Consider the following 22,158-nt stretch of genomic DNA (forward strand, 5'->3'; position numbering starts at 1 on the left):
TCCTGCTCTAACCGGAGACCAGTTGCCCGATCCAGGCCGCCACGTCCTCCGCTACTACTGAGTCAGCTGCGGTAAACCGTAGTTCGCGGTTTACCGCGCGGACCAGTTCCGGGCGGTACAAGAGGGCGCGTGCCGCAGGCTCAGGGCCTACGGCACGCAGGGCGAGTCCGAGTCCGACAAGGGACGCAGGCCGGTCCGGATCCGTCCGCAGTTCGGCGCGGTAACCCCTAGCCGCGTCCTCGAATCGGCCGGCCGCATAGGCGAAGTCCGCTGAGGTGGCATCGGGAACCGTCGGCCAGATCGCAGCCAACTCGGCTCGGTCCGCGGCGGTCAGACTCAGCCTGACCAAGGTCGCGCGGCAGCGCGGCCACGATCCGTCTGGCACGGGCGTCGATGTCACTTCGGTTTGCACAGCCCAGATCGGCGGCATGGATCTTCCAGCTCGCCATGCCTTCACCAAGCCGGCGACCGCTGCAGGGTCCGGACGCAGGTGCCTCAACCTCCATCCAGCTTGATGATCTTCGGCTACCACTTTCGCCAATCTCGCGATGTCCTCGCGCACAGGTTCTCGCTGCCACGGACCGAGGACTTCGGCAATACCGGCGAGGAAGCGTCGACCTGCATCGGTGAGCGTCTCGTCCTCACGGAGTACCTGCAACGTGTGCCACACCTGCGCACGCCAGAACGCGAACTCGAACCGTGCCCGGTAATCGATCACGTCGGTCTCTGTCGCGGCAAGTGCTCGCCAGAAGGCAGTGACGCCGAAGAACGCGTAAACCCCCTGCAGTACGCCACTCAGCGGACGAGGATCATCCCGCCACGGAGCGTAGATCCGCTCCTGCTGATCCCTCTCGTAAAGCTTGGTCAGATGCAGAATTCCACCGAGCACGATGTGCTGAAGCTCGTGGATCAGCGTCGCGGCCAGATCTGCCCCGTCCGTCGGCCGCCCCACGACGGCACTGCCAAAAGCCTCGCCGGTCGAAGCGCTCGGGTTCTGGAAAGGCACACGAGGTTTGGGGACCAATGAGCTCAAGCCCTCGGACAGAACAGGAGCGAGGTCCGGCATGCTCGATGAGATCAGCCGCCAAGCCTCATCGAGCAGCCGGCCCCAATCTGCGACCTCGGCGGTGTCCAACCGCTGTGGAAGCACTGGTTCGTACAACCCGCGATACGGGTCGATGTCATCGAGACCGACGGCGAACGTGTGGCGGCCGGAGCTGCACCGGCGTGAGCGCACGTGCCGCCAACCGACGGCATCCGTACTGAAGGGGTGCGGCACAGACACCTCGGCAAGCTCGTTGGCCACCGAGTAGCTGGTGGGTCCGCCGCTCACCGTTGCCACCGAGAACGACGACGTGAACGGCAACTGAGCTGCGCCGAGTGATGGAAGGGAAGCATTTCCCTCCCACAACGGAACCACCATCTCGAAATTCAAGCCCGCCCTCATCGCCGAGGCGGCGGCGATCGCGTGCACGTGGCCGAGATGCATCCACAACGGACATATGCCATCGATGCCGTCGCGGAGCAGGCGGGTCGCATAACCCGCCCAGCTTCCGGTATAGGGGTGCGTCAGAAGCCGATCGAACGCAGCCGGGCTCGCGTGCTCGACACGACCGAGCAACTCCAGCACGTCGTCGATCGGAGGCATCGGCCCGTACAACTCCGGCGACTTCGCGGAGTCTTGGATCAGCGCGTACAGCAGTAGTTTGCGCCTGCTGCGTTCGGCCCGGCGGAGTCGACACACCATCGATGCATCGCTTTCGAAACGAGCGAACGCGTCGAAGTCATGCCAAGGCAGGTGGTGAAACATGGCGTCGGCCGTCATGATCAGTCGATCCGCTCACCACCGGAGGAATTGCTGCTTCGGTAGGGAGCACGAACAAGACGAGCACGTTCCACCACATGGCTCAGTGCACTGCTCAGAATTTCGTCGTCAAGATCGCGCAATTTGGTGAACGGAACCCGCTCGAGGTCGAGCAGGCCCGATTCGACGCCCGGTTCGGTCCCCGAAGAAGTCATGGTGTTGTCCCCTCACGCCGAACCAGGTAGGAGTAGGCAACACCATGATGACCCAACAGCGAGCAGTTGCGGAAGGGCTGACACCCTCGCACACCTGACTTGAACACAAGTGCGCCCGCACCTGTCGACGACGACAAATATTCGTTTTCAGGTGTGCTCAGTCGACTGTGCGCGCCCCAGGGGCTGCCACATCGTTCAGGAACGCACTCCAGCCTTGCCGAGAGATGCGGAGCTCTGGTTGATGGTCGCGTCGGTCCTTGCTGTCACGAACCAAGACACCCCGAGTGCCGAGGTTGACTTCGACACAACTGCCGGAAGCATTGGTGTAGCTACTCGTGAACCACCCGCTCCAGCGGTCGTGCGACACCGAGACCTTCTGGTCGATCAATCCAGCTCCTTGATGCGCTGACGAATCAGCTCCAATGATTTCGATACGGTCAACGTGCGCCCGAGCGCATCGTCGTATGTGGCGGCGATATCTCTCACCTGATCAGGTGCATCGATTATGCCGCGGGTGGTCACACTTTCCTGCCAGGCCACAGTCGGCAGGCGTGAATTCGCAAAGTCGATCAAGTGGGTCGTGGCCGCACCGAACAGACCGCACGCCGTCGCACTGAAAGGCACGATTCGCACCTCAACGTTCGGACACTCTTCGATGATGCGCTTGAGTTCCGCAAGTTGTGCGCGATGAACAGCCTGGCCCCCAATTTCCTGCCGAAGTGCGGCCTCGCTGATGATGGCGGTCATCCCCATGGGATTGTCGCCGAATATCCGTTTCTGCCGATGAAGACGAACTTCCACCCGATGATCGACCTCGACCCGACGTTCCGTGACGGACGGGATCATCAGCGCGCGGGCGTACTCCGCTGTCTGCAGAAGTCCTGGAATCAACAGGCTTTCGTAGTACCGGACGCTGTCGGCGCCGGCTTCAAGCCCGATCAAGCGTTGGAGGTCGCTGCTGAGCACCCCGCCATACCGCATCCACCATCCACGCTCTTTCGCCACCAGTCGGAGTGCCAGCAGCTCCCGCCGCTCCTCCTCGTCGTACTCCAGCAGGTCGATGAGCTTGATCAGACTCTCTTCAGAGAGGATCTTGCGCTCGTTCTCCACAGCGGACCAGTAGTTGCGCGTGAAGCCCAGCCGCTGAGTGATCGTCTTGACCTCGATGCCCATCTCGTCGCGACGCTGCCGAAGCCGGAGCGCGAGCTCCCATGCTGCGACGACAGGCGACGACGACACGAGCCTCTCCTCAGCCGCTTCAGAGGCCGCGCACGCTTGCAGTGCACGGTTAGACCAACCGGTTACGGTAACCAGTAAATCACAGGGTTACCGTAGCGCATGCATGGAGCGGCACCTTACCGTTGCAGGTGACTCATCAGTCAACCGCGATGGCTCCTCGGAGTGCTCTGTCTCCGCCTGTGCGAGCCGAACCGTGTGCCACGGGGTTGTCAGTCGACATACGACGCCACAACACCTTGCGGTGCCGAGGCCATAGGGGAGAGCCGATGATGAACAGTTCCGTGCCCGAGCCACGAAGTCCGGACGCACAAGGTTCACCAGAGCTGGTGCATCGCAGGGGGAATGGCGACTTTCTGCAGGTCGGGACCGACGGGCTCACTCTCACCACGGCGCACTGCACGATCGTCGCAGCCGACATTGTGGGCTTCGGGCAGCACGACCGGAACGACATCCAGGTGCGCATCCGGCACGGGATGTACGAGGCGATGCGGGCTGCCTTCGACACTGCATACATTCCATGGCAGTCATGTCAGCACGAGGACCGAGGCGACGGGGTGCTGGTCCTCGTTCCCGCGAATGTGCGCAAGAGGTTGTTGGCCGACCACCTGCCCACCGCCCTCGTCGAGGCGTTGTCGCTGCACAACCGTGCTCATCCGGCTCGGGAGCGGATACGACTTCGGCTGGCGCTGCACGCGGGTGAGGTCAACTACGACCAGCACGGTGTTGCCGGATCGGCGATCAATCACACGTTTCGGCTGCTCGACGCCGACGTGCTCCGCGGTTCGCTGAAGAACTCCCCTGCGGTCTTGGCGGTCATCGGGTCTGCTTGGTTCTTCGACGACGTCATCCGGCACGGCGAAGCCAGCCAGGCCAAGACGTACAGGCGAGTGGAGGTGTTGAACAAGGAGACCATCACCGAAGCCTGGATCCGGTTGCTGCGGCCTCCTGTCGTGCGTCGGGTTCCCGATGCGCAGAGCATGTAAGGGTCAGCGGAAGTCTCTCGACTTTGACGGGATTCGCAGGTCCAGGTGTTGCAGGCGGTCTGCCAGCACGCTGATCACGCCCTCTGCCGACTCCACGACGCCTCGCACGAGCATGGCGCCGCTGCTGCGTGCCACCTTGCGGTAGCGGGCCCACAGGCCTGGGGAGCACACGACGTTCACCATGCCCGTCTCGTCCTCGATGTTGAGGAACGTGACGCCGCCGGCGGTGGCGGGGCGTTGGCGGTGGGTTACGGCGCCGCCGATCAGGACGCGTGTGCCTGGCTTGACCGAAGGCAGTGAGGTCACTGGCAGGGCACCCATTGAGTCCAAAGTGGAGCGTACGAACTGGGTGGGGAAGCTGTCCGGGGACAAGCCCGTGGCCCAGACGTCGGCCACTGCCAGCTCCACGTCGTCCATGCCGGGCAACGCTGGTGCGTCGACCCCCAGCACCGTCCCCGGCAGGCGGTCCGGGCGGATTGCTGCCACCGCGCCGGCTGCCCAGAGGGCCTGGCGGCGTTCCAGGCCGAAGCTGGTGAAGGCGCCTGCTGTGGCCAGGGCTTCTACCTGGGCTGTGGTGAGTTGGACTCGGGTGCCGAAGTCCTCCAGGTCGCGGAACGGCGCAGCAGCGACGATTCGTGCTGCGTCTTCGTCGCCTATTCCTCGGACGGAGGACAGGCCGATGCGGACGGCTTGAGCGCCGTTCGACAGTTCCAGGCCTGCCCAGGGCAGGGAGTTGTTCACGCACGGGCCGTGGACCGTTACGCCGTGGCGGCGGGCGTCGATCACCAGGGACTGCGGGGAGTAGAAGCCCATCGGCTGGGCGCGCAGCAGGGCGGCGCAGAAGGCTGCCGGGTGGTAGAGCTTGAACCAGGCGCTCACGAAGACCAGGTGCGCGAACGACAGGGCGTGGGACTCGGGGAAGCCGAAGTTCGCGAACGCCAGGAGTTTGGCGTAGATGCGGCCGGCCAGGTCCTGGTCGATGCCGCGCACAGCGCAGCCTTCGTAGAAGCGGTCGCGCAGGCGTTCCATTCGGGCGGTTGAGCGTTTGGCGCCCATTGCTCGGCGCAGTTCGTCGGCTTCGGCTGCGGTGAAGCCGGCTACGTCGACCGCTATCTGCATCAGCTGTTCCTGGAACAGGGGGACGCCGTAGGTCTTCTTCAGGGCGTTCTCCAGCAACGGGTGGTCGTAGTCCCACTTCTCGGTCTCGTTGCGGCGCCTGATGTACGGGTGCACCGAGCCGCCCTGGATCGGGCCCGGTCTGATCAGCGCGACCTCGACGACCAGGTCGTAGAACTTGCGCGGCTTCAGGCGCGGCAGTGTTGCCATCTGGGCGCGGCTTTCGACCTGGAAAACGCCTACGGAGTCGGCTTTCTGCAGCATCTCGTAGACGCGCTGATCCCCCAGGTCGATGTTCCCCATGTACACGTCAATGCCTTCGTGGTCGCGCACGAGGTCGATGGCGTAGTGCAGGGCGGAGAGCATGCCGAGGCCCAGCAGGTCGAACTTCACCAGGCCGATGGAGGCGCAGTCGTCCTTGTCCCACTGCAGAACCGTGCGCTTGTCCATGCGTGCCTTCTCGACCGGGCACACCTCGCTGACGGCGCGGTCGCAGATCACCATGCCGCCGGAGTGGATGCCCAGGTGGCGTGGGAAGTTCCCCAGTTGTGCGGACAGCCGCAGGACGTCGCGAGGGATGTCGCAGTCGTCGGTGGTGACGCTGAGCGGGCCCCACCTGTCTATCTGCTTGCTCCACGCGTCCTGCTGGCCCGGTGAATGGCCCAGGGCGCGAGCCATGTCACGCACCGCGGAACGGGCTCGGTAGGTGATGACGTTCGCGACCTGGGCCGCGTGGCGGCGGTCGTACTTCTCGTAGACGTGCTGGATGACCTCCTCGCGCCGGTCCGACTCGATGTCGACGTCGATGTCGGGAGGGCCGTCGCGGGCGGGGGCCAGGAAGCGTTCGAAGAGCAGGTCGAAGCGGACTGCGTCGACGTTGGTGATGCCGAGTGCGAAGCACACCGCGGAGTTGGCGGCGCTGCCCCTGCCCTGGCAGAGGATGTCGTTGCGCTTGCAGAAGTCCACGATATCGTGCACGACGAGGAAGTAGCCGGGGAAGCCGAGCTGTTCGATGATCCGCAGCTCGTGCTCGATCTGCCGGAACGCCCTCTCCTCGTGCTCCAGGCCGGAGTACCGCCGGCGCGCGCCCTCGTAGGTGAGCTCGCGCAGCCAGGTGATCTCGGTGTGGCCGGGTGGTACGTCGAACGGCGGCAGCTTCGGTGCCACCAGCCGCAGGTCGAACGCCAGTTGCATGCCCAGCAGTGCGGCGTTGTGCACGGCGCCGGGGAAGCGGCGGAACCGGTGGAACATCTCCTCGCCGCTGCGCAGGAACGCGGCGGAGGACGGCGGCAGCCATCCCGCCATGTCGTCCAGGCTGCTCCGGGCGCGAACGGCGGCCATCGCGGCGGCGAGCCTGCCTCGGTTCGCTGTCGCGTAGTGCACTGCGTTCGTTGCCACGACGGGGAGTTTGAGCTGCTGCGCCATCGCGTTGAGGATGTCGTTGCGCCTGCTGTCCTCCGGCAGGCCGTGGTCGGTCAGCTCGACGTAGACGCGTCCCTTGCCGAACATGTCGGTGAGCTTGACGATCTCCTGGAACGCCGCTTCCGGACCTTCCCTGGTCAGGGCCCTGCGCACGGTTCCCTTGCGGCAGCCCGTCAGCACCACGACCTCGCCCCTGGTGTCCTCGACGATCTGGTCGACGTCGTAGACGGGTTTGCCCTTCTCCGCGCCTTCGTGGAGGTGGCCGGTGGTGAGCGTGCGGCACAACGCGTGGTAGCCCTCTTGCTTGCGGGCCAGGAGGAGCAGGTGGTCGCCCTCGGGATCAGGTTCGCCGTTGGCCGGTCTGTCCAGGCCGATGCTGAGCTCGGCGCCGAACACCGTATGCATCCCCAGTTCCTTGGCCGCCTCGGCGAACCGGACCACGCCGTACATGCCGTCGTGGTCGGTGATCGCGATGGCGTCGAGCTTGAGCCGTTGCGCTTCCTCGACCAGTTCTTCGGGGTGGCTCGCGCCGTCGAGCCAGCTGAAGTTGGAGTGGCAGTGCAGTTCCGCGTACGGCACGCGTTTGCGGGTGATGGCGCTCTCGTCGACGCGCAGCTCGAAGCCCGGCGGGGCGGTGTACCTGTCGCGGTGCCGTGACCACGCCGGGCTGTCGCCGCCGTCGGGGTTCTGCTCGACCGGTTTGCCGGAAAGGGCGCGCTCCAGCTCCTTCCAGCGGACCGGCGGGTTATTCCAGCCCATCGGCTTCCTTGCGCGGCAACGGGATCAACGTCTCCAGCAGGTCCCAGTACTCGTCTTGCATCAGTCGTACACCCCTTCCAGAAACCACTTCTCGTTCCTGCGGATCAGCAAGAACGCCTGCTCGTTCGTCTGCACCTGCACGCGCGCGGCCCGGTGCGGGTCCGGCGCCCACCACCGCTCGTCGACCGCCCACGGTCCGGCCCACGCGCGCACTTCGTGCTTCTTTCCTTTGACGGTCAGCTTTTTCGGCTGGGCGGTGAGCTCGAGGCGGCCGGTGACGCCGATGTCGCCGCCGCGCGCGTCCTGGAGCTCGGCCGGGTCGTCGGCGAGCGTCGCGGGCGCCCTGGTGAGGCGGCCCGGCCACGGGTGGTCGGGGTTCCTGCCCGGCGTTCGTTCGTCGCCCCACGGCACGAGCTTGACCTGCTCCTTCGGTCCTCGACCGCCGTCGATCACGGGCGTGAGCACGCCGTCGGGACCGAGCAGGCCCTGGACGTGCAGGAGTGCTCGCACCGCGCGTTCGTCGTCGTGGCCCCACAACCCGAGCTGCAACGCCGTGCCGTTGACGACCTCGACCGGTTCGAGCGTGAGCGTCCTGATGCCCGAGGTGAGGCGCTCGCGGGTGAGCCAGCCGTCGAGCTGCCAGCGCACGCGGTCGGCGATTCCCCGTGGTGTCAACGGTTCCGCGGCCCGCCACACGCGGTGCAGCTCCTCGTCGTTCTCGGTGCGGGCGTGGATGCCGAGGCGCGTGCAGGCCAGACTTCTGGCCGCCAGGTTCTCGTGCAGCCGCTCGGACAGGAGCTTCGCGGCGAACGCGGCCGCGTCGATGCGGTCGACCGGGTCGTCGAAGGTCTCCCGCACCGCGAGCTCGGGCGCCGGCTTGCGCTTGTCGAGCGGCCGTTCGGGCAGGCCGCGGGCGAGGCGGTGCTGCCTCGTCGCGGGGCCGCCGAACCGCGACGCGACGGCGTTCTCGGGGACGTCCGCGAACGCGCCGAGCGTTTTCAGGCCGAGCCTTCTGAGCAGGTCGACCAGCTCCGGCGCGTCGAGCTCGTGCACGCCCAGCGGCTTGAGGAACTCCGCGGTCCGGCCGGGCGGCACGATCAGGTTGCGGTGCGCGGCCTTCGTGGCGGCGAAGAGGCTGTCGGCCACGCCGACCTGGGCTTCGACGTTCGCGCGGGCGGCGATGTGGTCGACGAGGCGTTCGGCGGCCTGGTCTGCGGATCCGAAGTAGCCGACCGGACCCCGTGCCGGCACCGCGACCAGGCCGGGGTGGACGACCTCGATGCCGGGGGCGAGCTCTTCGACGGCCTCGGCGACCGGCTCGAAGAAGCGGGCGTCGCGCTGCGGGTCGTGGTCGAAGATGACCAGTTCGGGGCACATCGACTCGGCCAGGCGTTTGCGCATCGCCCCGCGGATGCCTTCGGCACGAGCGACGGCGGAGGTGGCCACGATCTCGTTGCCGTCCACGACCGCCACCGGGATGTGGTGGGAGGTGTTGGTAGCGGTGCAGGCGGCGACCACGGGCCAGTCGGGGCACCAGACCGCGAGGAGGCGGGTGTCCTTCACCGGGACGGCTCCGGGCCTTGAGGGGTGGTGGACGCGAGCACGGCCAACGGTGCACCCAGGGCTTCCGCCAGGGAGCGCGGTCCTGCGGCGTCGAAGGACCGTCTCGCTCCTGGCTGACTTGCGGTGTCCACCCGTCTGGCGGCCAGTTCGTCGACCCGCTCCGGACCGGCATCAGCCGGCTCGTCGGGGCGGGCCGGGTCGCCGGCCACCAGCGGGAGCTCGATGTCGTCTGACGGGCCGAAGGTCAGCACCACGTGCTTGCCGCGGCCTGCTGCGCCCCGGCCGCTGGTGCGCACGCTGATCTGTTGACGTCGCAGGGTTTCGGCGCCGTCGTCCAACGGGTTCCAGCGCACCGACTCCGCTGTCAGCTCCACGTCGGCCGCAGGCCAGGTGCCGAAGGCGATCAGCACCGTGCGGCGTTGGCGGGCTCTGGCGGTGAGGCGGCGGGCCAGGGCGGGTGGAAGTGGGCAGGCGACGGCCACCAGGTCGATGCCGTCCAGCAGGGCCGCGATGACCGGGCCCGGGTCGGAGCCGGGGTGTGGGACGAGTGCCAGCCGCTGCACCGAGACCCCGAGCTCGGCCGCGGCCAGCACGCCCACCTGCGGCAGGCCCACCACGGCGGCCCAGCAGCCGTCCGCGGTCGCGCCCGCGAGCAGGGCGAGCAGCAACGATGTCGATCCGCCCACCGACACCGTGCTGCCTCGCCGCAAGCCGCCCCACGGCAGCAGGCCCGCCAGTTCCCCGCGAACCGGCAGGACCCGCCCCGTGGTGTGGTCGGTGGTGGTGCTGGTCAGCTCGCTGGCCGGGTTCACCCCGAGCGCGGCCAACGACGCCGTTGCCGACCTGGACACTCCACCCACCTCCCTCGGAAGACCGTGCGCACCCCTGTGCACGGCCGCCGTGGGAAGTTCGGCGACTTGCTTATTCGAACTCTTGTTCGAACGAACGAGATGATCGTAGCGCGTGGGCACACCCCTGTGTCAACGCCAGAACGTCACCCTTTTGGTGGACATGGCCACACGAGCCCGGAAGGTCCTCTACGGTGCCCGGAGCACTACTGGGGAACTGGGGAAATCGTGAACGGACCACCACCGGGTCAGTCACCCGGATGGCCGCAGCAGCCGCACTGGCACACACCGCCAGCCTGGGAGGAACCGCCTCTGAAGAGCAGGCTCCCGCTGCTCATCGCCGTCGCCGTCGGCGTTCTGGTGCTCGGCGGCGTCATCGCGCTCGGCGCGCGCTACCTCGGCGTCAACGCCGACAGCGGTGAGGACAAACGTTCCGACAAGCTGCCCGCGTTGTGCGGCAACGTCTCCGAGGCAACGCTGGCCAAGGCGCGCACGACGAACCCGAACGGTCTCGCCTCGCGCGAGACGAAGCTGTCGAAGGGAACGCGCACCACCTGCTCGTGGAACCAGACGAAGGGCGTCGACGGCTCCGGCCTCCGCACCACCGACGTCTCCGTCACCGACGAGGGCAAGGACGCCGAGTCCGCGTTCAGCAGGTCCATCTCGATGCACATGGCGAACCTCCAGGGAACGCCGATGCGGAAGCCGGTCGACGGTCTCGGTGACGAGGCCGTGGCGATCCTGGTGGAGACGAAGTCGTCCTTCACCGAGATGACGGTCCTCGTGCGCAAGGGTGAGCTGATCGTCGAGATCGACCACTCCGGCTGGGACGCGGGCCTGCTCACCAACACCCGACCTGATCCCGCGGAACTCGAAGCCGCCGCCAAGGGGGTCGCGGAGGAGATGGTCGGGAAGCTCTGAACGACGAGGGGCCGCTCCCCCGACGGAAGCGGCCCCCCTCGTACAACGAGACTCAGTGGGCGAAGTGTCGCGTGCCCGTCAGGTACAGCGTCACACCGGCCAGCTCGGCCTTCGCGATCACCTCGGGGTCGCGCACCGAGCCACCGGGCTGCACGACCGCGCGCACGCCGGCCTCCAGCAGCACCTCGAGGCCGTCCGGGAACGGGAAGAACGCGTCCGACGCGGCCACCGCGCCCTGGGCCCGCTCACCCGCGCGCTTCACCGCGAGGTGCGACGAGTCGACCCGGTTGACCTGGCCCATGCCGACGCCGACGGTCGCGCCGTCATCCGCCAGCAGGATCGCGTTGGACTTCACCGCGCGGATGGCGCGCCACGCGAACTCCAGGTCCGCCAGCGTCTTCTCGTCCGCGGGCTTGCCGCACGCCAGGGTCCAGTTCGCCGGCGCGTCGCCGTCGGCGTCGATGGCGTCGCGCTGCTGCAGCAGCAGACCGCCGGACACCGGACGCATCTCGGCGCCACCGCGCTGAGGTGCCTCGGCGACGAGGATGCGCACGTTCTTCTTGCGCTGCAACACCTCCACCGCACCGTCCGCGTAGGACGGAGCGATGATCACCTCGGTGAAGATCTCCGAGACGAACTCGGCCATCTCCACGGTGACCTCGCGGTTGGCCGCGATGATGCCGCCGAACGCGCTGACCGGGTCGCACTCGTGCGCCTTGCGGTGCGCGTCCGCGATGCTCACGTCGGACACCGCGATGCCGCACGGGTTCGCGTGCTTGATGATCGCGACGCACGGGCGCTCGTGGTCCCACGCGGCACGCCACGCGGCGTCGCCGTCGAGGTAGTTGTTGTACGACATCTCCTTGCCGTGCAACTGCTTCGCCGACGCCAGGCCCACGCGGCCGTCACCCTGCACGTACAGGGCGGCGTGCTGGTGCGGGTTCTCGCCGTAGCGCAGCACGTTCGACCGGTTCCAGGTCGCGCCGACCCAGCCGGGGAAGCCGCTGCCCTCGTCGTCCGGCGCCAGCGCGTTGCCCATCCACGAGGCAACGGCCACGTCGTACGAAGCGGTGTGGCGGAACGCGTCCGCGGCCAGCCGCTGCCGGTCGGCCAGGGTGAAGCCGCCCTCGCGGACGTTCTCCAGCACCCAGTCGTAGCGCGCCGGGTCGACGACGACCGCCACGTTCGCGTGGTTCTTCGCCGACGCGCGGACCATCGCGGGGCCGCCGATGTCGATCTGCTCCACGCAGTCGTCCTGGGACGCGCCCGACGCGACGGTCTGCGTGAACGGGTACAGGTTCACGACCAGCAGGTCGAACGGCGCGATGTCCATCTCGCGCAGCTGCTCGACGTGCGAGTCCTTGCGCAGGTCGGCCAGCAGACCGGCGTGCACGCGCGGGTGCAGCGTCTTCACCCGGCCGTCGAGGCACTCGGGGAACCCGGTGACCTGCTCGACCGGCGTCACGGGGACGCCCGCGTCGGCGAGCACCTTCGCGGTGCCGCCGGTGGACACGATCTCGACTCCGGCCGCGTGCAGGCCGGTGGCCAGTTCCAGCAGGCCGGCCTTGTCGGAGACCCCGATCAGGGCCCGGCGGACCGGTCGCCTCTCGGCAGGAGTGGTCCCAGGAGTCGTCACGGAATGCTCACCTTTCGTCCGTTCACGGTGCAGCCCTCGCGGGCCAGCCTGCCGACCGTCTCGACGAGCAGCCGGCGTTCGACGACCTTGATGCGTTCGTGCAGGGTCTCCTCGGTGTCGCCGGGTTCGACGACCACGGCCTCCTGCGCGAGGATCGGCCCGGTGTCGACGCCCGCGTCCACGAGGTGCACGGTCGACCCGGTGACGCGCACGCCGTAGTCCAGCGCGTCGCGGACCCCGTGCGCGCCGGGGAAGGCGGGCAGCAGCGCGGGGTGGGTGTTGATCATCCGGCCGCCGAAGCGGGCGAGGAACCGCTCGCCGATGATCTTCATGAAACCGGCCGACACGACGAGGTCGGGCTCGTAGGACGCGACGGCCTCGGTCAGGGCGGCGTCCCAGGCGGCGCGGTCGGCGTGGTCGCGCAGCTTCACGGCGAAGTGCGGCACCCCGGCGCGTTCGGCGCGCTTGAAGCCCTCGATGTTCTCGCGGTCGGCGCCGACGGCGACCACCTCGATCGGGAGGTCGCGGGCGTCCAGCAACGCCTGCATGAGGGTTCCGGAACCGGAGACGAGTACGACGACGCGCGCCGGTGCGGGAAGCCGAAGTTCGGTGCTCAGCGTCTACTCCTGGGCGTGGCCTGGTCTGTGCGGCGGTGTTGCAGCAGCTCAGGGGCAGCCTATGACGTCACCGTTCGGGCTTGCCGTCCAGGTCCTCCTCGGCCTCCATGCCGAGCATCTCGTCGAACTCCGCGTCGAGGTCTTCCTCGTTGTCGGCGGGTTCCTCCGCCTCGTCCTCGAGGGGTTCTTCCTCGTCGACTTCCTCGTCGTCTTCTTCGTCCTCGACGAGGTCTTCGTCGTACTCGTACTCGTCGTAGTAGTCGTCCTCGAGGTCCTCCTCGACCTCGAACTCGTCGGCGTCGACGACCTCCAGCTGCTCGAACTCGTCGGTCAGCTCGTCGTCCTCGAACACGACGTCCGGGTCGGCGGCCTCCTCGACGAACTCGGGCTCGACGAACTCGGACTCGCCGTCCGCCACCGCGGGCTGCACGCGGTTGCCGGCCAGCCAGGCGACCAGCGCACCCGGCACCAGCACCCAGAGCGCGACGAGCAGCGCGAGCAGGCCCGCGGGCACCGTGACCGGGTCGAACGCGCCGGACGCGAGCCGCCCACCGGCCGTCGCGGCGAGCACGAGACTGCCCACGGCGGCGGTCACGGCGGCGACCAGGACCGCGCGGAACCTCGACGTCGGCCGGTCGGACACCTTCCGGCAGGTCCACCCGACCAGCACGCCGATCGCGGCACCGGCCACCAGCACGACCGGGCTCCAGACGACCTTGCTCTCGGGCATCGAGGCCAGCAGCGGCACCGGCGGCACCGGACCGCCGACGAACCGCGTCGGCGAGACCTCGACCCCGCCCAGCGAGAACCCGGCGCCCACGACGTAGGAGAACCCGGCGATGATCGCGTTCGGCAGGTAGGCGACGCACAGCAGGAACACGCCGAGGCCGACACCGACCGACGGCCCCGCCTCCGCGAAGAGCCCGCTCGTGGTGGGCCACGAGATCGCGAGCCCGGCCGCCACGGCCAGCGCACCCGCGCTGATCAGCGCGAACAACGCCATGATCCCGGCGCGCAACCCGTGCAGCGCCACCGGGTCGAGCTTGTCGAACACCACCTCGACCAGGCCGCAGCGGCGGGCGACGCCGATCGTCGCGGCCAGTGCGGACACCGCGGCGCAGCCGAAGAACGCGACGGCCGGCGTGGCGCGCACGACACCGTCACCCATGATCAACGCGATCGCGCCGCCGACCACGGCGTGCGCGCCGGCGATGCTCAGCACGACCCCGCGCGCCTGCAGCGGTTCGTACAGTCCGAGGCGGTCGGCGGCACCGGCGGCGGTGCGTCCGACCAGCAGCATCAGCAACGCGGTCGGCAGCAACGGCAGCACGCCGAGCTGGCCCGCGTCGAAGCGCAACGGCACGTGGTGCGCGGCCAGCCACGCGGGCGCGGCGGCGCTGAGCACCCCGGAGGTGGAGAACTCGGCGTACGTCGCCGTCGCGGAGACCAGCGCGAGAACGGCGGCCACCGCCGCGTACCCGACGACCACCGACCCGACCGCGGCCGCGACGAGCACTCGCACCCGCTCGGACCGCGAGAACTCCGGCGGACGCACGGTGGTGACCTCGCGGGTCACATCGCGTTGCAGCACGGGCACTTCTCCACTGTGTCAGGCCGGCTGAGCCATCCGGGTCAGGCACGCCGGGTAATGCGACAGGGGTGGTGCCGGACTCGTCCGGCACCACCCCTGAAGTGAAAAACGGTCTTACTGCTGCGGTCCGCCGAAGCCACCGGGCGGCGTGCCCGGCGAGCCGAACTGGCCGGGCTGCGGCATGAAGCTGGTCTGCTGCGGCGGCTGACCCGGCTGCTGCTGCGCGGGCTGCTGCGGCTGCTGGCCGAAGGACTGCTGCCCGAACGACTGCTGCGGGGCGGCCTGCGGCTGCGCCGGGAACGCACCGGACTGCGGGTGCTGCGCGGCCTGCTGCTGCGGGAACGCGCCGCTCTGCGGGTTCCAGCCACCGGGCTGCCCCTGCTGCTGACCCGCGTACGGGTTGGCGGGCTTCGGCTCGAACTTCACGATGCCCTCGGCGAGCAGGAACGTCAGCACGATCGCCGCCGTCTCCAGCAGCGCCACGATGAGCAGCACGATGTCGAGGCCCTGCACGGACGACACCTTGATGATGCCCTGCAGCTGCAGCAGGGTCTGCACGGCCGCGAGGACCGCGGCGACCGGCACGAAGCCCCTGGGCACGTTCGGCAGCACCGAGAGCCCGGCGAGCAGGCCAGCCGCGAGCAGGTACGTGACGTTGCCGTTGACGTCGTCCGCGAACGCGACGAGGTACGCGACGAGGCCGAGGCCCGCGGCGACCAGCGGGAGGATCAGGCTGAGGTTGATGCTGTTGGCGCCGGGGGCGCCAGGGGCCTGGTGAGGTGCCTGGTGCTGTGCCGGACCCGGCGGCTGCTGTTGGGGTGCGCCGTAAGGCACGGACATGTCGAGGTCTCCTCCTCCGACTGAGTGATTCTGAAAGACGCTAGCCGACTCGCTTGCTCAGACGGTGACCGGATCATCTTGGTTCCGCCATACGAGCGAGGGCCGGACTCCGAAAGTACTCGGATTCCGGCCCTCAGGGGTGCTCTTGGTGCGAGTTCATGTCCGCCGTCCGCGCGAGGACGGCGCCCACGCGCTGGTCAGAGACCCTTCATGATCTCGCGCATCAGCTCGGCGGTCTCGGACGGCGTCTTGCCGACCTTGACGCCGGCGGCCTCGAGGGCCTCCTTCTTCGCCTGCGCGGTGCCCGCCGAGCCGGAGACGATCGCGCCGGCGTGGCCCATCGTCTTGCCCTCGGGGGCGGTGAAGCCCGCGACGTAGCCGACGACCGGCTTGGTCACGTTCTCCTTGATGTACGCGGCCGCGCGCTCCTCGGCGTCGCCGCCGATCTCACCGATCATCACGATCGCGACGGTCTCCTCGTCGGCCTCGAAGGCCTCCAGGGCGTCGATGTGCGTGGTGCCGATGATCGGGTCGCCGCCGATGCCGATCGCGGTGGAGAAACCGAAGTCCCGCAGCTCGTGCATCATCTGGTAGGTCAGCGTGCCCGACTTCGACACGAGGCCGATCTTGCCGCTGCCCGCGATGTTCGCGGGGATGATGCCGGCGTTCGACTTGCCGGGGCTGATGATGCCGGGGCAGTTCGGGCCGATGATGCGGGTCTTGTTGCCGGTCGCGACGGCGTGCGCCCAGAAGTAGGCGGTGTCGTGCACCGGGATGCCCTCGGTGATGACGACGGCCAGCTCGATCTCGGCGTCGATCGCCTCGACCACGGCGGCCTTGGAGAAGGCCGGCGGGACGAAGATCACGGTCACGTTCGCGCCGGTGGCCTCCATGGCCTCCTTGACGGTGCCGAAGACCGGGAGGACGGTGCCGTCGAAGTCGACCTTCTCGCCCGCCTTGCGCGGGTTCACACCACCGACGATGTTCGTGCCGGACGCGAGCATGCGCTTGGTGTGCTTGGTGCCCTCGGCACCGGTCATGCCCTGGACGATGACCTTGCTGTTCTCGTTGAGGAAGATAGCCATCGTTCTCAGACCCCCGCAGCCGCGAGCTCGGCGGCCTTGGCGGCCGCGTTGTCCATCGTGTCGACAACGGTCACCAGCGGGTGGTTGGCCTCGGCGAGGATCGCGCGGCCCTCCTCCACGTTGTTGCCGTCGAGGCGGACGACGAGCGGCTTGGTGGCCGAGTCGCCGAGGATCTCCAGCGCCTTCACGATGCCGTTGGCCACGGCGTCGCACGCGGTGATGCCGCCGAAGACGTTGACGAACACCGAACGGACGGCCTCGTCGCCGAGGATGACGTCCAGGCCGTTCGCCATGACCTCGGCGGACGCGCCGCCGCCGATGTCGAGGAAGTTCGCGGGCTTCACGCCGTACTGCTCACCGGCGTACGCCACGACGTCCAGCGTGGACATCACGAGACCGGCGCCGTTGCCGATGATGCCGACCTCGCCGTCGAGCTTGACGTAGTTGAGCTCCTTCTCCTTGGCCTTGGCCTCGAGGGGGTTCTCGGCCGCCTTGTCGACCAGCTCGGCGTGGGCCGGGTGGCGGAAGTCGGCGTTCTCGTCCAGCGTGACCTTGCCGTCGAGGGCGATGATCTTGCCCTCGGGGTCGCGGACCAGCGGGTTGACCTCGACGAGCGTGGCGTCCTCGGAGACGAAGGTCTCCCAGAGCTTCACGATGGTGTCGACGACCTGGTCCTTGACCTCGGCCGGGAAGTTCGCGGCGTCGGCGATCTCGGTGGCCTTGGCGTGGTCGACGCCCTGGATGGCGTCGATGTGGATCTTCGCGAGGGCCTCGGGCTTGGTGGCCGCGACCTCCTCGATGTCCATGCCGCCCTCGACGCTCGCCATGGCGAGGAAGGTGCGGTTGGCGCGGTCGAGGAGGAAGGAGAAGTAGTACTCCTCCGCGATGTCGGAGGCGGGCGTCACCAGCACGCGGTGAACGATGTGCCCCTTGATGTCGAGGCCGAGGATGGCCTTCGCCTTCTCCTCGGTCTCCTCGGCGGTGGAAGCGAGCTTCACACCGCCGGCCTTGCCGCGGCCGCCGGTCTTGACCTGGGCCTTGACGACGACTGCCTGGCCGAACTGCGCGGCGATGGCCTTGGCGTCGGCGGGGTTGGTGGCCACATCGCCCGGCAGTACCGGGACGCCGTGGGCGGCGAAGAGGTCCTTCGCCTGGTACTCGTACAGGTCCACTCGGGTCTCCTGCGACGTCGGTGTCGGAACACCGCGCCTGGGTGGTCCTCAAGGGGCCGTGCGAACCCACTTGACGCGGCTGGGCCCAGACACTATCGACCTGCGGGTACCGCTCGCACGTCACCACCGGTGAGGTCGGTCTCAACGGCGGTGAGGTCGATCACGCGTACGCGCGTTATAGGGAGAAGCAATCTCTCGGCCCTATTAAGAATGCATTTCACCGAGTCGCGCGAGCGCCCATCAGACCGGCCGCGACCAGCAGAGCCGCGATGGCCGCCAGCGCGAGCCATGTGCCCGACGCCGCCACGGCACCCTCGACCCGGTCGCCCGTCAGCGGCAGCTCCAGCGCCCGCACGCCGACCAGGACCACCGCGCCCAGCAGCACCGCGGCTCCGCGAGCGGGCCTCGAGCGCAGTGCGACCACGAGGCTGATGATCAGCACGACGAACGAGATCAGCAGGGACCACGAGAGGGCCGGGTCGCCGTCCGGCACGACCGTCGCTCCTTCGTACTTGTCCCCGCGCAGCGTGGGCAGGACGAAGGCGCCCAGGGCGAAGAACCCGGCCAGCAACGCGGCACCCAGCTCGGTCAGCGGGATCTGCTCCCGCTCGCCCAGGTCCTCGTTCTCGCGTTCGACGGCACCGGCCAGGCTCGCGCAGACCAGCGCCAGCAGCCCGAGGGGGATCTCCGCGACCATGAGCCAGAAACCCGCTCCCGGCTGCGCGATGCCCAGCCGGCTCGCGTCCAGCACGGGATCGGTCGCGCTCGCCGCGGCGAGCTGCATCGCGAAGTACGCGCAGTACAACGTCGGCCGCACCGCGGCGGCGACCGGCGGCACGAGCAGCATCAGGCCGAGGACGCCGAACGCCGGTCCCGCCACCCACAGCAGGTTCGCGGACGAGAGGCCGGGCGCCGCGCCACCCGCTTCCAGGACGAGCTGGGGCAGCAGCGCGCCGCCGAGCATCGCGGCGGCGGCGAGAACGGAGAGGACACCGGCCGCCACGTGCATGCGGTGCACCGACGGCAGCGCGAGGTCGCGGTCGGAGTCCCTCTTTCCGGTGACCAGCCGCACCAGCCGGGCGAAGAGGGGAACGGCGGGCAGCACCAGGGCGGCGACCAGCGCCAGCACCGGACCCGCGCTGATCGTGAGACCGGAGGCGACGGTGCCGGTCGCGAGCGGCGGCAGCACGACGCCCAGCAGGGCGAGCGCGACGCCGAGCGTCCCGCCCAGGCGGGTGTCCGGGTCGGGCGAGCTGGCCGCGAGGGCGGTGGCGAGCGGCACGGCGATGGCGAGCAGCAGCCCGCCGGTCAGGCCGAGCGCCGGCAGGTCCCACGGTCCCCTGTCCAGCTGGAACGGGTCCGTCGAGACGAACGGCTTGCCCAGCAGCCCGATCGACGCCACGGCCGCGATGATCACCGGCAGGGCGACGAGGGTCGGGGGCTCCGACTCGTCCGCGGGCATGCCGGCCCGGCCGGCGGACAGCACACCGCCCGCGATGACCAGGGCGTGCCCGGCGACCAGCAGCCACACGCCGGTGGAAGACGTGACGGCGATGAGAGTGGACGGGCGGAAGAGCTCGGGCCGCGCGACCGCCATGGGCTCGAACGCGACCTGCAGGTCGCTCAGCAGCCGTCCGACTGCGAGGACACCGGCGGCGGCGAGCAGTCCCGCCGCGACGAACGGTCTGCCGCGGAACAGCAGCACACCCGCGACGACCGGCGGCAACAGCGCCAGCAGAGCGAGCAGCGGCCACGACGTGAAGGCGGGCTCCGCGCCGTCGACGACGCCGAGCAGCGGGCCCGCCGCCAGCAGGAGGGAACCCGCCGCGGCGAGGCCCCACGAGGTGCGCAGCCGCGAGGCCGCCGGGGTCTGGTTCTCGAGCTCGGTTCGAGTCATCGCGGGCGAACCTAGCAACACCCGCGCCGGATCTTGAGGGGACACCGGCGACCCATCAAGACGAAATCCGTTCGCATGTGGAAAACCGTCTGTTGGGTACTCCTAGTCGGTGAGTCCATCACTTACCGTCGCTGACATGAGCGACAACAGCCGGTCGTGGAGGACGCGTCTGACTGACGCCGTCCTCGATCGTGCGGGCTGGGGAGTGCACACAGCACGCGACGTCGCGGAAGAGGTCAAGGTGGCGCTGCGCGCCATGGCCAGCCCCGGCGGGATGCGCGGCGTCGCGATGGAGGCGGCCTGGCTGACCACCCACGCGGTGCTCTACCCGTGGGGCGCGATCACCGAGCAACTGCGGCCGGAAGGCCAGTTCCGGCACTACCGGACCGACGGCCTGCCGCCGCGCCAGCGAGGCCTGGTGGTTTCGGCGATGGACGCGGCGGGCACCCCGATCGTGTTGGTGCATGGCATCGGGGACAACCGCTCCGCCTTCGCGGTGCTGTCGGGGGCGCTGCGGAGGCGGGGCTTCGGAGTCGTCCACGCCATCAACTACAGCGTGCTGACGGCGTTGACCGGTGACGTCCGCCGGTCCGCCGCGCTGCTGGGAGCGCAGATCGAGCGGATCTGCGAGCAGACAGGGTCCGATCAGGTGCACGTGGTCGGCCATTCACTCGGCGGGCTCATCGCCAGGTACTACGTGCAGCGGCTGCACGGCGACTCACGCGTTCGCACACTCGTGACCTTGGGGACGCCCCATCGCGGCACCCTCACCGCCTATCTGCTGCCGACCTCGCTCACCAAACAGCTCCGGCCGGGCTCCGACCTCCTCGACGAGCTCGCCGAGCCGTGCCGGCCGTGCCGCACGCGCTTCGTCGTCGTCTGGTCGGAGATGGACCAGGTCATCGTCCCCCAGCGCAACGCCCGGCTGGAGCATTCGTCGTTGGTCGTCGAAGAGCACCAGATACGTGATTCAGGTCACCTTTCTTTGCTGGTTGACACGAGGACTCTTCACGTAGTTGTGACAGCCATCACCCGATCGGATGACTCTTCGACTCACCCCATTGCCGCTGGCGGCGAGGCGTGTCACCCCATCAGTACGACTGACGGTCACAGTTGACAGTTGAAACCCACTGGTGGCCGCCTGTTCGGTGGACATAACGAACTGGGGTTTGCCCTCCGAGCCTTCGCGCCGTTACTGTCCCCCGGTCCGTTGTCACGGTCTGATCACAGAAGGACACCGAGTCAGAACCCCGAAAGCTGACTCACCGGGAATCCCCCGCCCGGCGTCCACCGGTCAGGCTCCCCGAAGGCGGAAGGGCAAGCTTTGAGTCACCACCGCTCCCCCGGCGGCCATGAACGCAGTGCTGTGCTGGACGAGGCAGTCGACCGCGCCTCGACGCGCACGGTCAGCTCCCACCGGCTCCCCCCGCCGCCGTCGGCGCTTCGCGGACGCATCGTCGTCGCCGCCGTCGCAGTCGGCGCCTTCGCCGCAGCCGGCGCGGGCCAGGCCCTGCAGGCCGGCGCGGACGACAGCACGGACGTCCAGCTCGCGAACCACTCCGGTGGCGCGGCCACGTTCGACGGCGTGGGCGGCGACACCGCCTCCGCACCCCAGATCCTCGCGGTCTCCAAGACCACGTCAGAGGGCTCCGCGGAAGCCGCCAAGCTCCTGCGCAGCCAGCAGCTCACCACCGAGCGCGAGGCCGTCGAGGCCGAGAAGAAGCGCCCGAAGTTCGTCCGCCCCGCGGCCGGTGACTTCACCTCCGGCTACGGCGGCCGCTGGGGCACCATGCACCTCGGCATCGACATCGCCGGCCCGATCGGCACGCCGATCCTCGCCGCCGCGGACGGTGTCATCCTCGAGGCGGGCCCCGCGTCCGGCTTCGGCCTGTGGGTCCGCGTCCAGCACCCGGACGGCACGATCACCGTCTACGGCCACGTCGACACCTACTCGGTGCGTGAGGGCCAGCAGGTCAAGGCGGGCGAGCAGATCGCCCGCATGGGCAACCGCGGCTTCTCCACCGGCCCGCACCTGCACTTCGAGGTGTGGAACCCGGACGGCCAGAAGATCAACCCGCTCACGTGGCTCAACGCTCGCGGTGTGACCGTCTGACGTTCGTCCCCCTTGCGCGGACCTGAGTCCGGCCCTGGCATTCACTGTTCGCCGTGGTCGTTCGTCGGTTCGGCCATCCCCCTGGCCGTTCCTCATGTGGTCCCGCTGCGCGGCTGGACCGCTGTGTCGTCCGGCCGCTGTCGGTGGCTGAGGTCCGTGTCCTGGTTCGCGAGTTCCTGAACTACGGCTCAGCAGCTTTCTGGCGGCTCGGGTGGTGCTGACCCACCTCCGGGTGTGGGGTTGGAGGCTTTCGGGGCCTCACGGCGCTCTCAAACCTTCCAACTGCGGGTGGTTTCCGGTTATTCCGCGCGGGTCCAGCGGAAGTTGAGTCGGGATC

The 22,158-nt window shown here is 68.7% G+C and carries 18 protein-coding genes; 4 read left to right on the forward strand and 14 right to left on the reverse strand.

Going from position 1 to position 22,158, the window contains the following annotated elements:
• Positions 1-7: 7 nt before the first annotated feature.
• From ACFWV3_RS08350 to ACFWV3_RS08365, 4 genes are all read right to left on the reverse strand, one after another.
• Complete coding sequence (locus tag ACFWV3_RS08350; RefSeq protein WP_382409717.1) at positions 8-1,825, reverse strand: aKG-HExxH-type peptide beta-hydroxylase; 1,818 nt, start codon at positions 1,823-1,825, stop codon at positions 8-10.
• A gap of 2 nt (positions 1,826-1,827) precedes the next feature.
• Positions 1,828-2,019: a hypothetical protein gene (locus tag ACFWV3_RS08355; protein ID WP_382409719.1), complete on the reverse strand. Its 192-nt coding sequence runs from the start codon at positions 2,017-2,019 to the stop codon at positions 1,828-1,830.
• Between the two features lie 157 nt (positions 2,020-2,176).
• Positions 2,177-2,386, reverse strand: coding sequence for a DUF397 domain-containing protein (locus tag ACFWV3_RS08360; RefSeq protein WP_382410467.1), 210 nt, complete (start codon positions 2,384-2,386; stop codon positions 2,177-2,179).
• A 17-nt stretch (positions 2,387-2,403) separates the two neighbouring features.
• A complete protein-coding gene (locus tag ACFWV3_RS08365; RefSeq protein WP_382409721.1) occupies positions 2,404-3,258 on the reverse strand; it encodes a Scr1 family TA system antitoxin-like transcriptional regulator in 855 nt (284 codons plus the stop codon).
• Between the two features lie 266 nt (positions 3,259-3,524).
• Here ACFWV3_RS08365 and ACFWV3_RS08370 point away from each other — a divergent pair, with 266 nt between their 5' ends.
• Positions 3,525-4,241, forward strand: coding sequence for a hypothetical protein (locus ACFWV3_RS08370; RefSeq protein ID WP_382409723.1), 717 nt, complete (start codon positions 3,525-3,527; stop codon positions 4,239-4,241).
• A 3-nt stretch (positions 4,242-4,244) separates the two neighbouring features.
• Here ACFWV3_RS08370 and ACFWV3_RS08375 read toward each other — a convergent pair whose 3' ends face one another.
• Genes ACFWV3_RS08375 through ACFWV3_RS08385 form a run of 3 tightly spaced genes read right to left on the reverse strand, consistent with a single transcriptional unit; the run spans position 4,245 to position 9,952 of the window.
• On the reverse strand, positions 4,245-7,538 hold the full coding sequence (locus ACFWV3_RS08375) for an error-prone DNA polymerase (RefSeq protein WP_382409725.1): 3,294 nt from the start codon (positions 7,536-7,538) through the stop codon (positions 4,245-4,247).
• Between the two features lie 60 nt (positions 7,539-7,598).
• Positions 7,599-9,101: a DNA polymerase Y family protein gene (locus ACFWV3_RS08380; RefSeq protein ID WP_382409727.1), complete on the reverse strand. Its 1,503-nt coding sequence runs from the start codon at positions 9,099-9,101 to the stop codon at positions 7,599-7,601.
• Positions 9,098-9,952, reverse strand: coding sequence for a hypothetical protein (locus ACFWV3_RS08385; RefSeq protein WP_382409729.1), 855 nt, complete (start codon positions 9,950-9,952; stop codon positions 9,098-9,100). The genes ACFWV3_RS08380 and ACFWV3_RS08385 overlap by 4 nt, the downstream gene beginning before the upstream one ends.
• 225 nt (positions 9,953-10,177) lie before the next feature.
• Here ACFWV3_RS08385 and ACFWV3_RS08390 point away from each other — a divergent pair, with 225 nt between their 5' ends.
• A complete protein-coding gene (locus tag ACFWV3_RS08390; RefSeq protein ID WP_382409731.1) occupies positions 10,178-10,870 on the forward strand; it encodes a hypothetical protein in 693 nt (230 codons plus the stop codon).
• Positions 10,871-10,922: 52 nt separating this feature from the next.
• Here the strand turns inward: ACFWV3_RS08390 and purH are convergent, their stop codons facing one another.
• The 7 genes from purH to ACFWV3_RS08425 form a co-directional block, all read right to left on the reverse strand.
• The gene (gene purH / locus ACFWV3_RS08395) at positions 10,923-12,506 is read right to left on the reverse strand and encodes a bifunctional phosphoribosylaminoimidazolecarboxamide formyltransferase/IMP cyclohydrolase (protein ID WP_382409733.1); all 1,584 of its coding nucleotides are present in this window, start codon (positions 12,504-12,506) and stop codon (positions 10,923-10,925) included.
• Positions 12,503-13,123 (reverse strand): phosphoribosylglycinamide formyltransferase, encoded by a 621-nt coding sequence (gene purN / locus ACFWV3_RS08400; RefSeq protein ID WP_382410468.1) that lies wholly within the window; start codon positions 13,121-13,123, stop codon positions 12,503-12,505. The genes purH and purN overlap by 4 nt, the downstream gene beginning before the upstream one ends.
• A 67-nt stretch (positions 13,124-13,190) precedes the next feature.
• Entirely contained in the window at positions 13,191-14,714 is a 1,524-nt protein-coding gene (locus ACFWV3_RS08405) for a DUF6350 family protein (protein WP_382409735.1), read from the reverse strand.
• Positions 14,715-14,828: 114 nt separating this feature from the next.
• Positions 14,829-15,554, reverse strand: coding sequence for a DUF5336 domain-containing protein (locus tag ACFWV3_RS08410; protein ID WP_382409737.1), 726 nt, complete (start codon positions 15,552-15,554; stop codon positions 14,829-14,831).
• A gap of 197 nt (positions 15,555-15,751) precedes the next feature.
• Positions 15,752-16,639 (reverse strand): succinate--CoA ligase subunit alpha, encoded by an 888-nt coding sequence (gene sucD, locus ACFWV3_RS08415; RefSeq protein WP_382409739.1) that lies wholly within the window; start codon positions 16,637-16,639, stop codon positions 15,752-15,754.
• 5 nt (positions 16,640-16,644) lie between these two features.
• On the reverse strand, positions 16,645-17,811 hold the full coding sequence (gene sucC / locus ACFWV3_RS08420) for an ADP-forming succinate--CoA ligase subunit beta (RefSeq protein ID WP_382409741.1): 1,167 nt from the start codon (positions 17,809-17,811) through the stop codon (positions 16,645-16,647).
• Between the two features lie 217 nt (positions 17,812-18,028).
• A complete protein-coding gene (locus tag ACFWV3_RS08425; RefSeq protein WP_382409743.1) occupies positions 18,029-19,708 on the reverse strand; it encodes a hypothetical protein in 1,680 nt (559 codons plus the stop codon).
• 136 nt (positions 19,709-19,844) lie between these two features.
• On the opposite strand from ACFWV3_RS08425, the gene ACFWV3_RS08430 reads away from it, so the two are divergent.
• Together ACFWV3_RS08430 and ACFWV3_RS08435 are read left to right on the forward strand one after the other, a co-directional pair.
• Positions 19,845-20,825, forward strand: a complete 981-nt coding sequence (locus ACFWV3_RS08430) for an esterase/lipase family protein (RefSeq protein WP_382409745.1) — start codon at positions 19,845-19,847, stop codon at positions 20,823-20,825.
• A gap of 252 nt (positions 20,826-21,077) precedes the next feature.
• Complete coding sequence (locus tag ACFWV3_RS08435) at positions 21,078-21,821, forward strand: M23 family metallopeptidase (RefSeq protein ID WP_382410470.1); 744 nt, start codon at positions 21,078-21,080, stop codon at positions 21,819-21,821.
• Positions 21,822-22,158 lie beyond the last annotated feature (337 nt).

Origin of the sequence: Lentzea sp. NPDC059081, assembly GCF_042738015.1 — a bacterium.
GTDB lineage: Bacteria > Actinomycetota > Actinomycetes > Mycobacteriales > Pseudonocardiaceae > Lentzea.

Coding starts and splice junctions, on each gene's coding strand:
- ACFWV3_RS08350 (WP_382409717.1), bottom strand. CDS start 1,825: ATGACGGCCGACGCCATGTTTCACCACCTGCCTTGGCATGACTTCGAC.
- ACFWV3_RS08355 (WP_382409719.1), bottom strand. CDS start 2,019: ATGACTTCTTCGGGGACCGAACCGGGCGTCGAATCGGGCCTGCTCGAC.
- ACFWV3_RS08370 (WP_382409723.1), top strand. CDS start 3,525: ATGATGAACAGTTCCGTGCCCGAGCCACGAAGTCCGGACGCACAAGGT.
- ACFWV3_RS08375 (WP_382409725.1), bottom strand. CDS start 7,538: ATGGGCTGGAATAACCCGCCGGTCCGCTGGAAGGAGCTGGAGCGCGCC.
- ACFWV3_RS08410 (WP_382409737.1), bottom strand. CDS start 15,554: ATGTCCGTGCCTTACGGCGCACCCCAACAGCAGCCGCCGGGTCCGGCA.
- sucD (WP_382409739.1), bottom strand. CDS start 16,639: ATGGCTATCTTCCTCAACGAGAACAGCAAGGTCATCGTCCAGGGCATG.
- ACFWV3_RS08425 (WP_382409743.1), bottom strand. CDS start 19,708: ATGACTCGAACCGAGCTCGAGAACCAGACCCCGGCGGCCTCGCGGCTG.
- ACFWV3_RS08430 (WP_382409745.1), top strand. CDS start 19,845: ATGAGCGACAACAGCCGGTCGTGGAGGACGCGTCTGACTGACGCCGTC.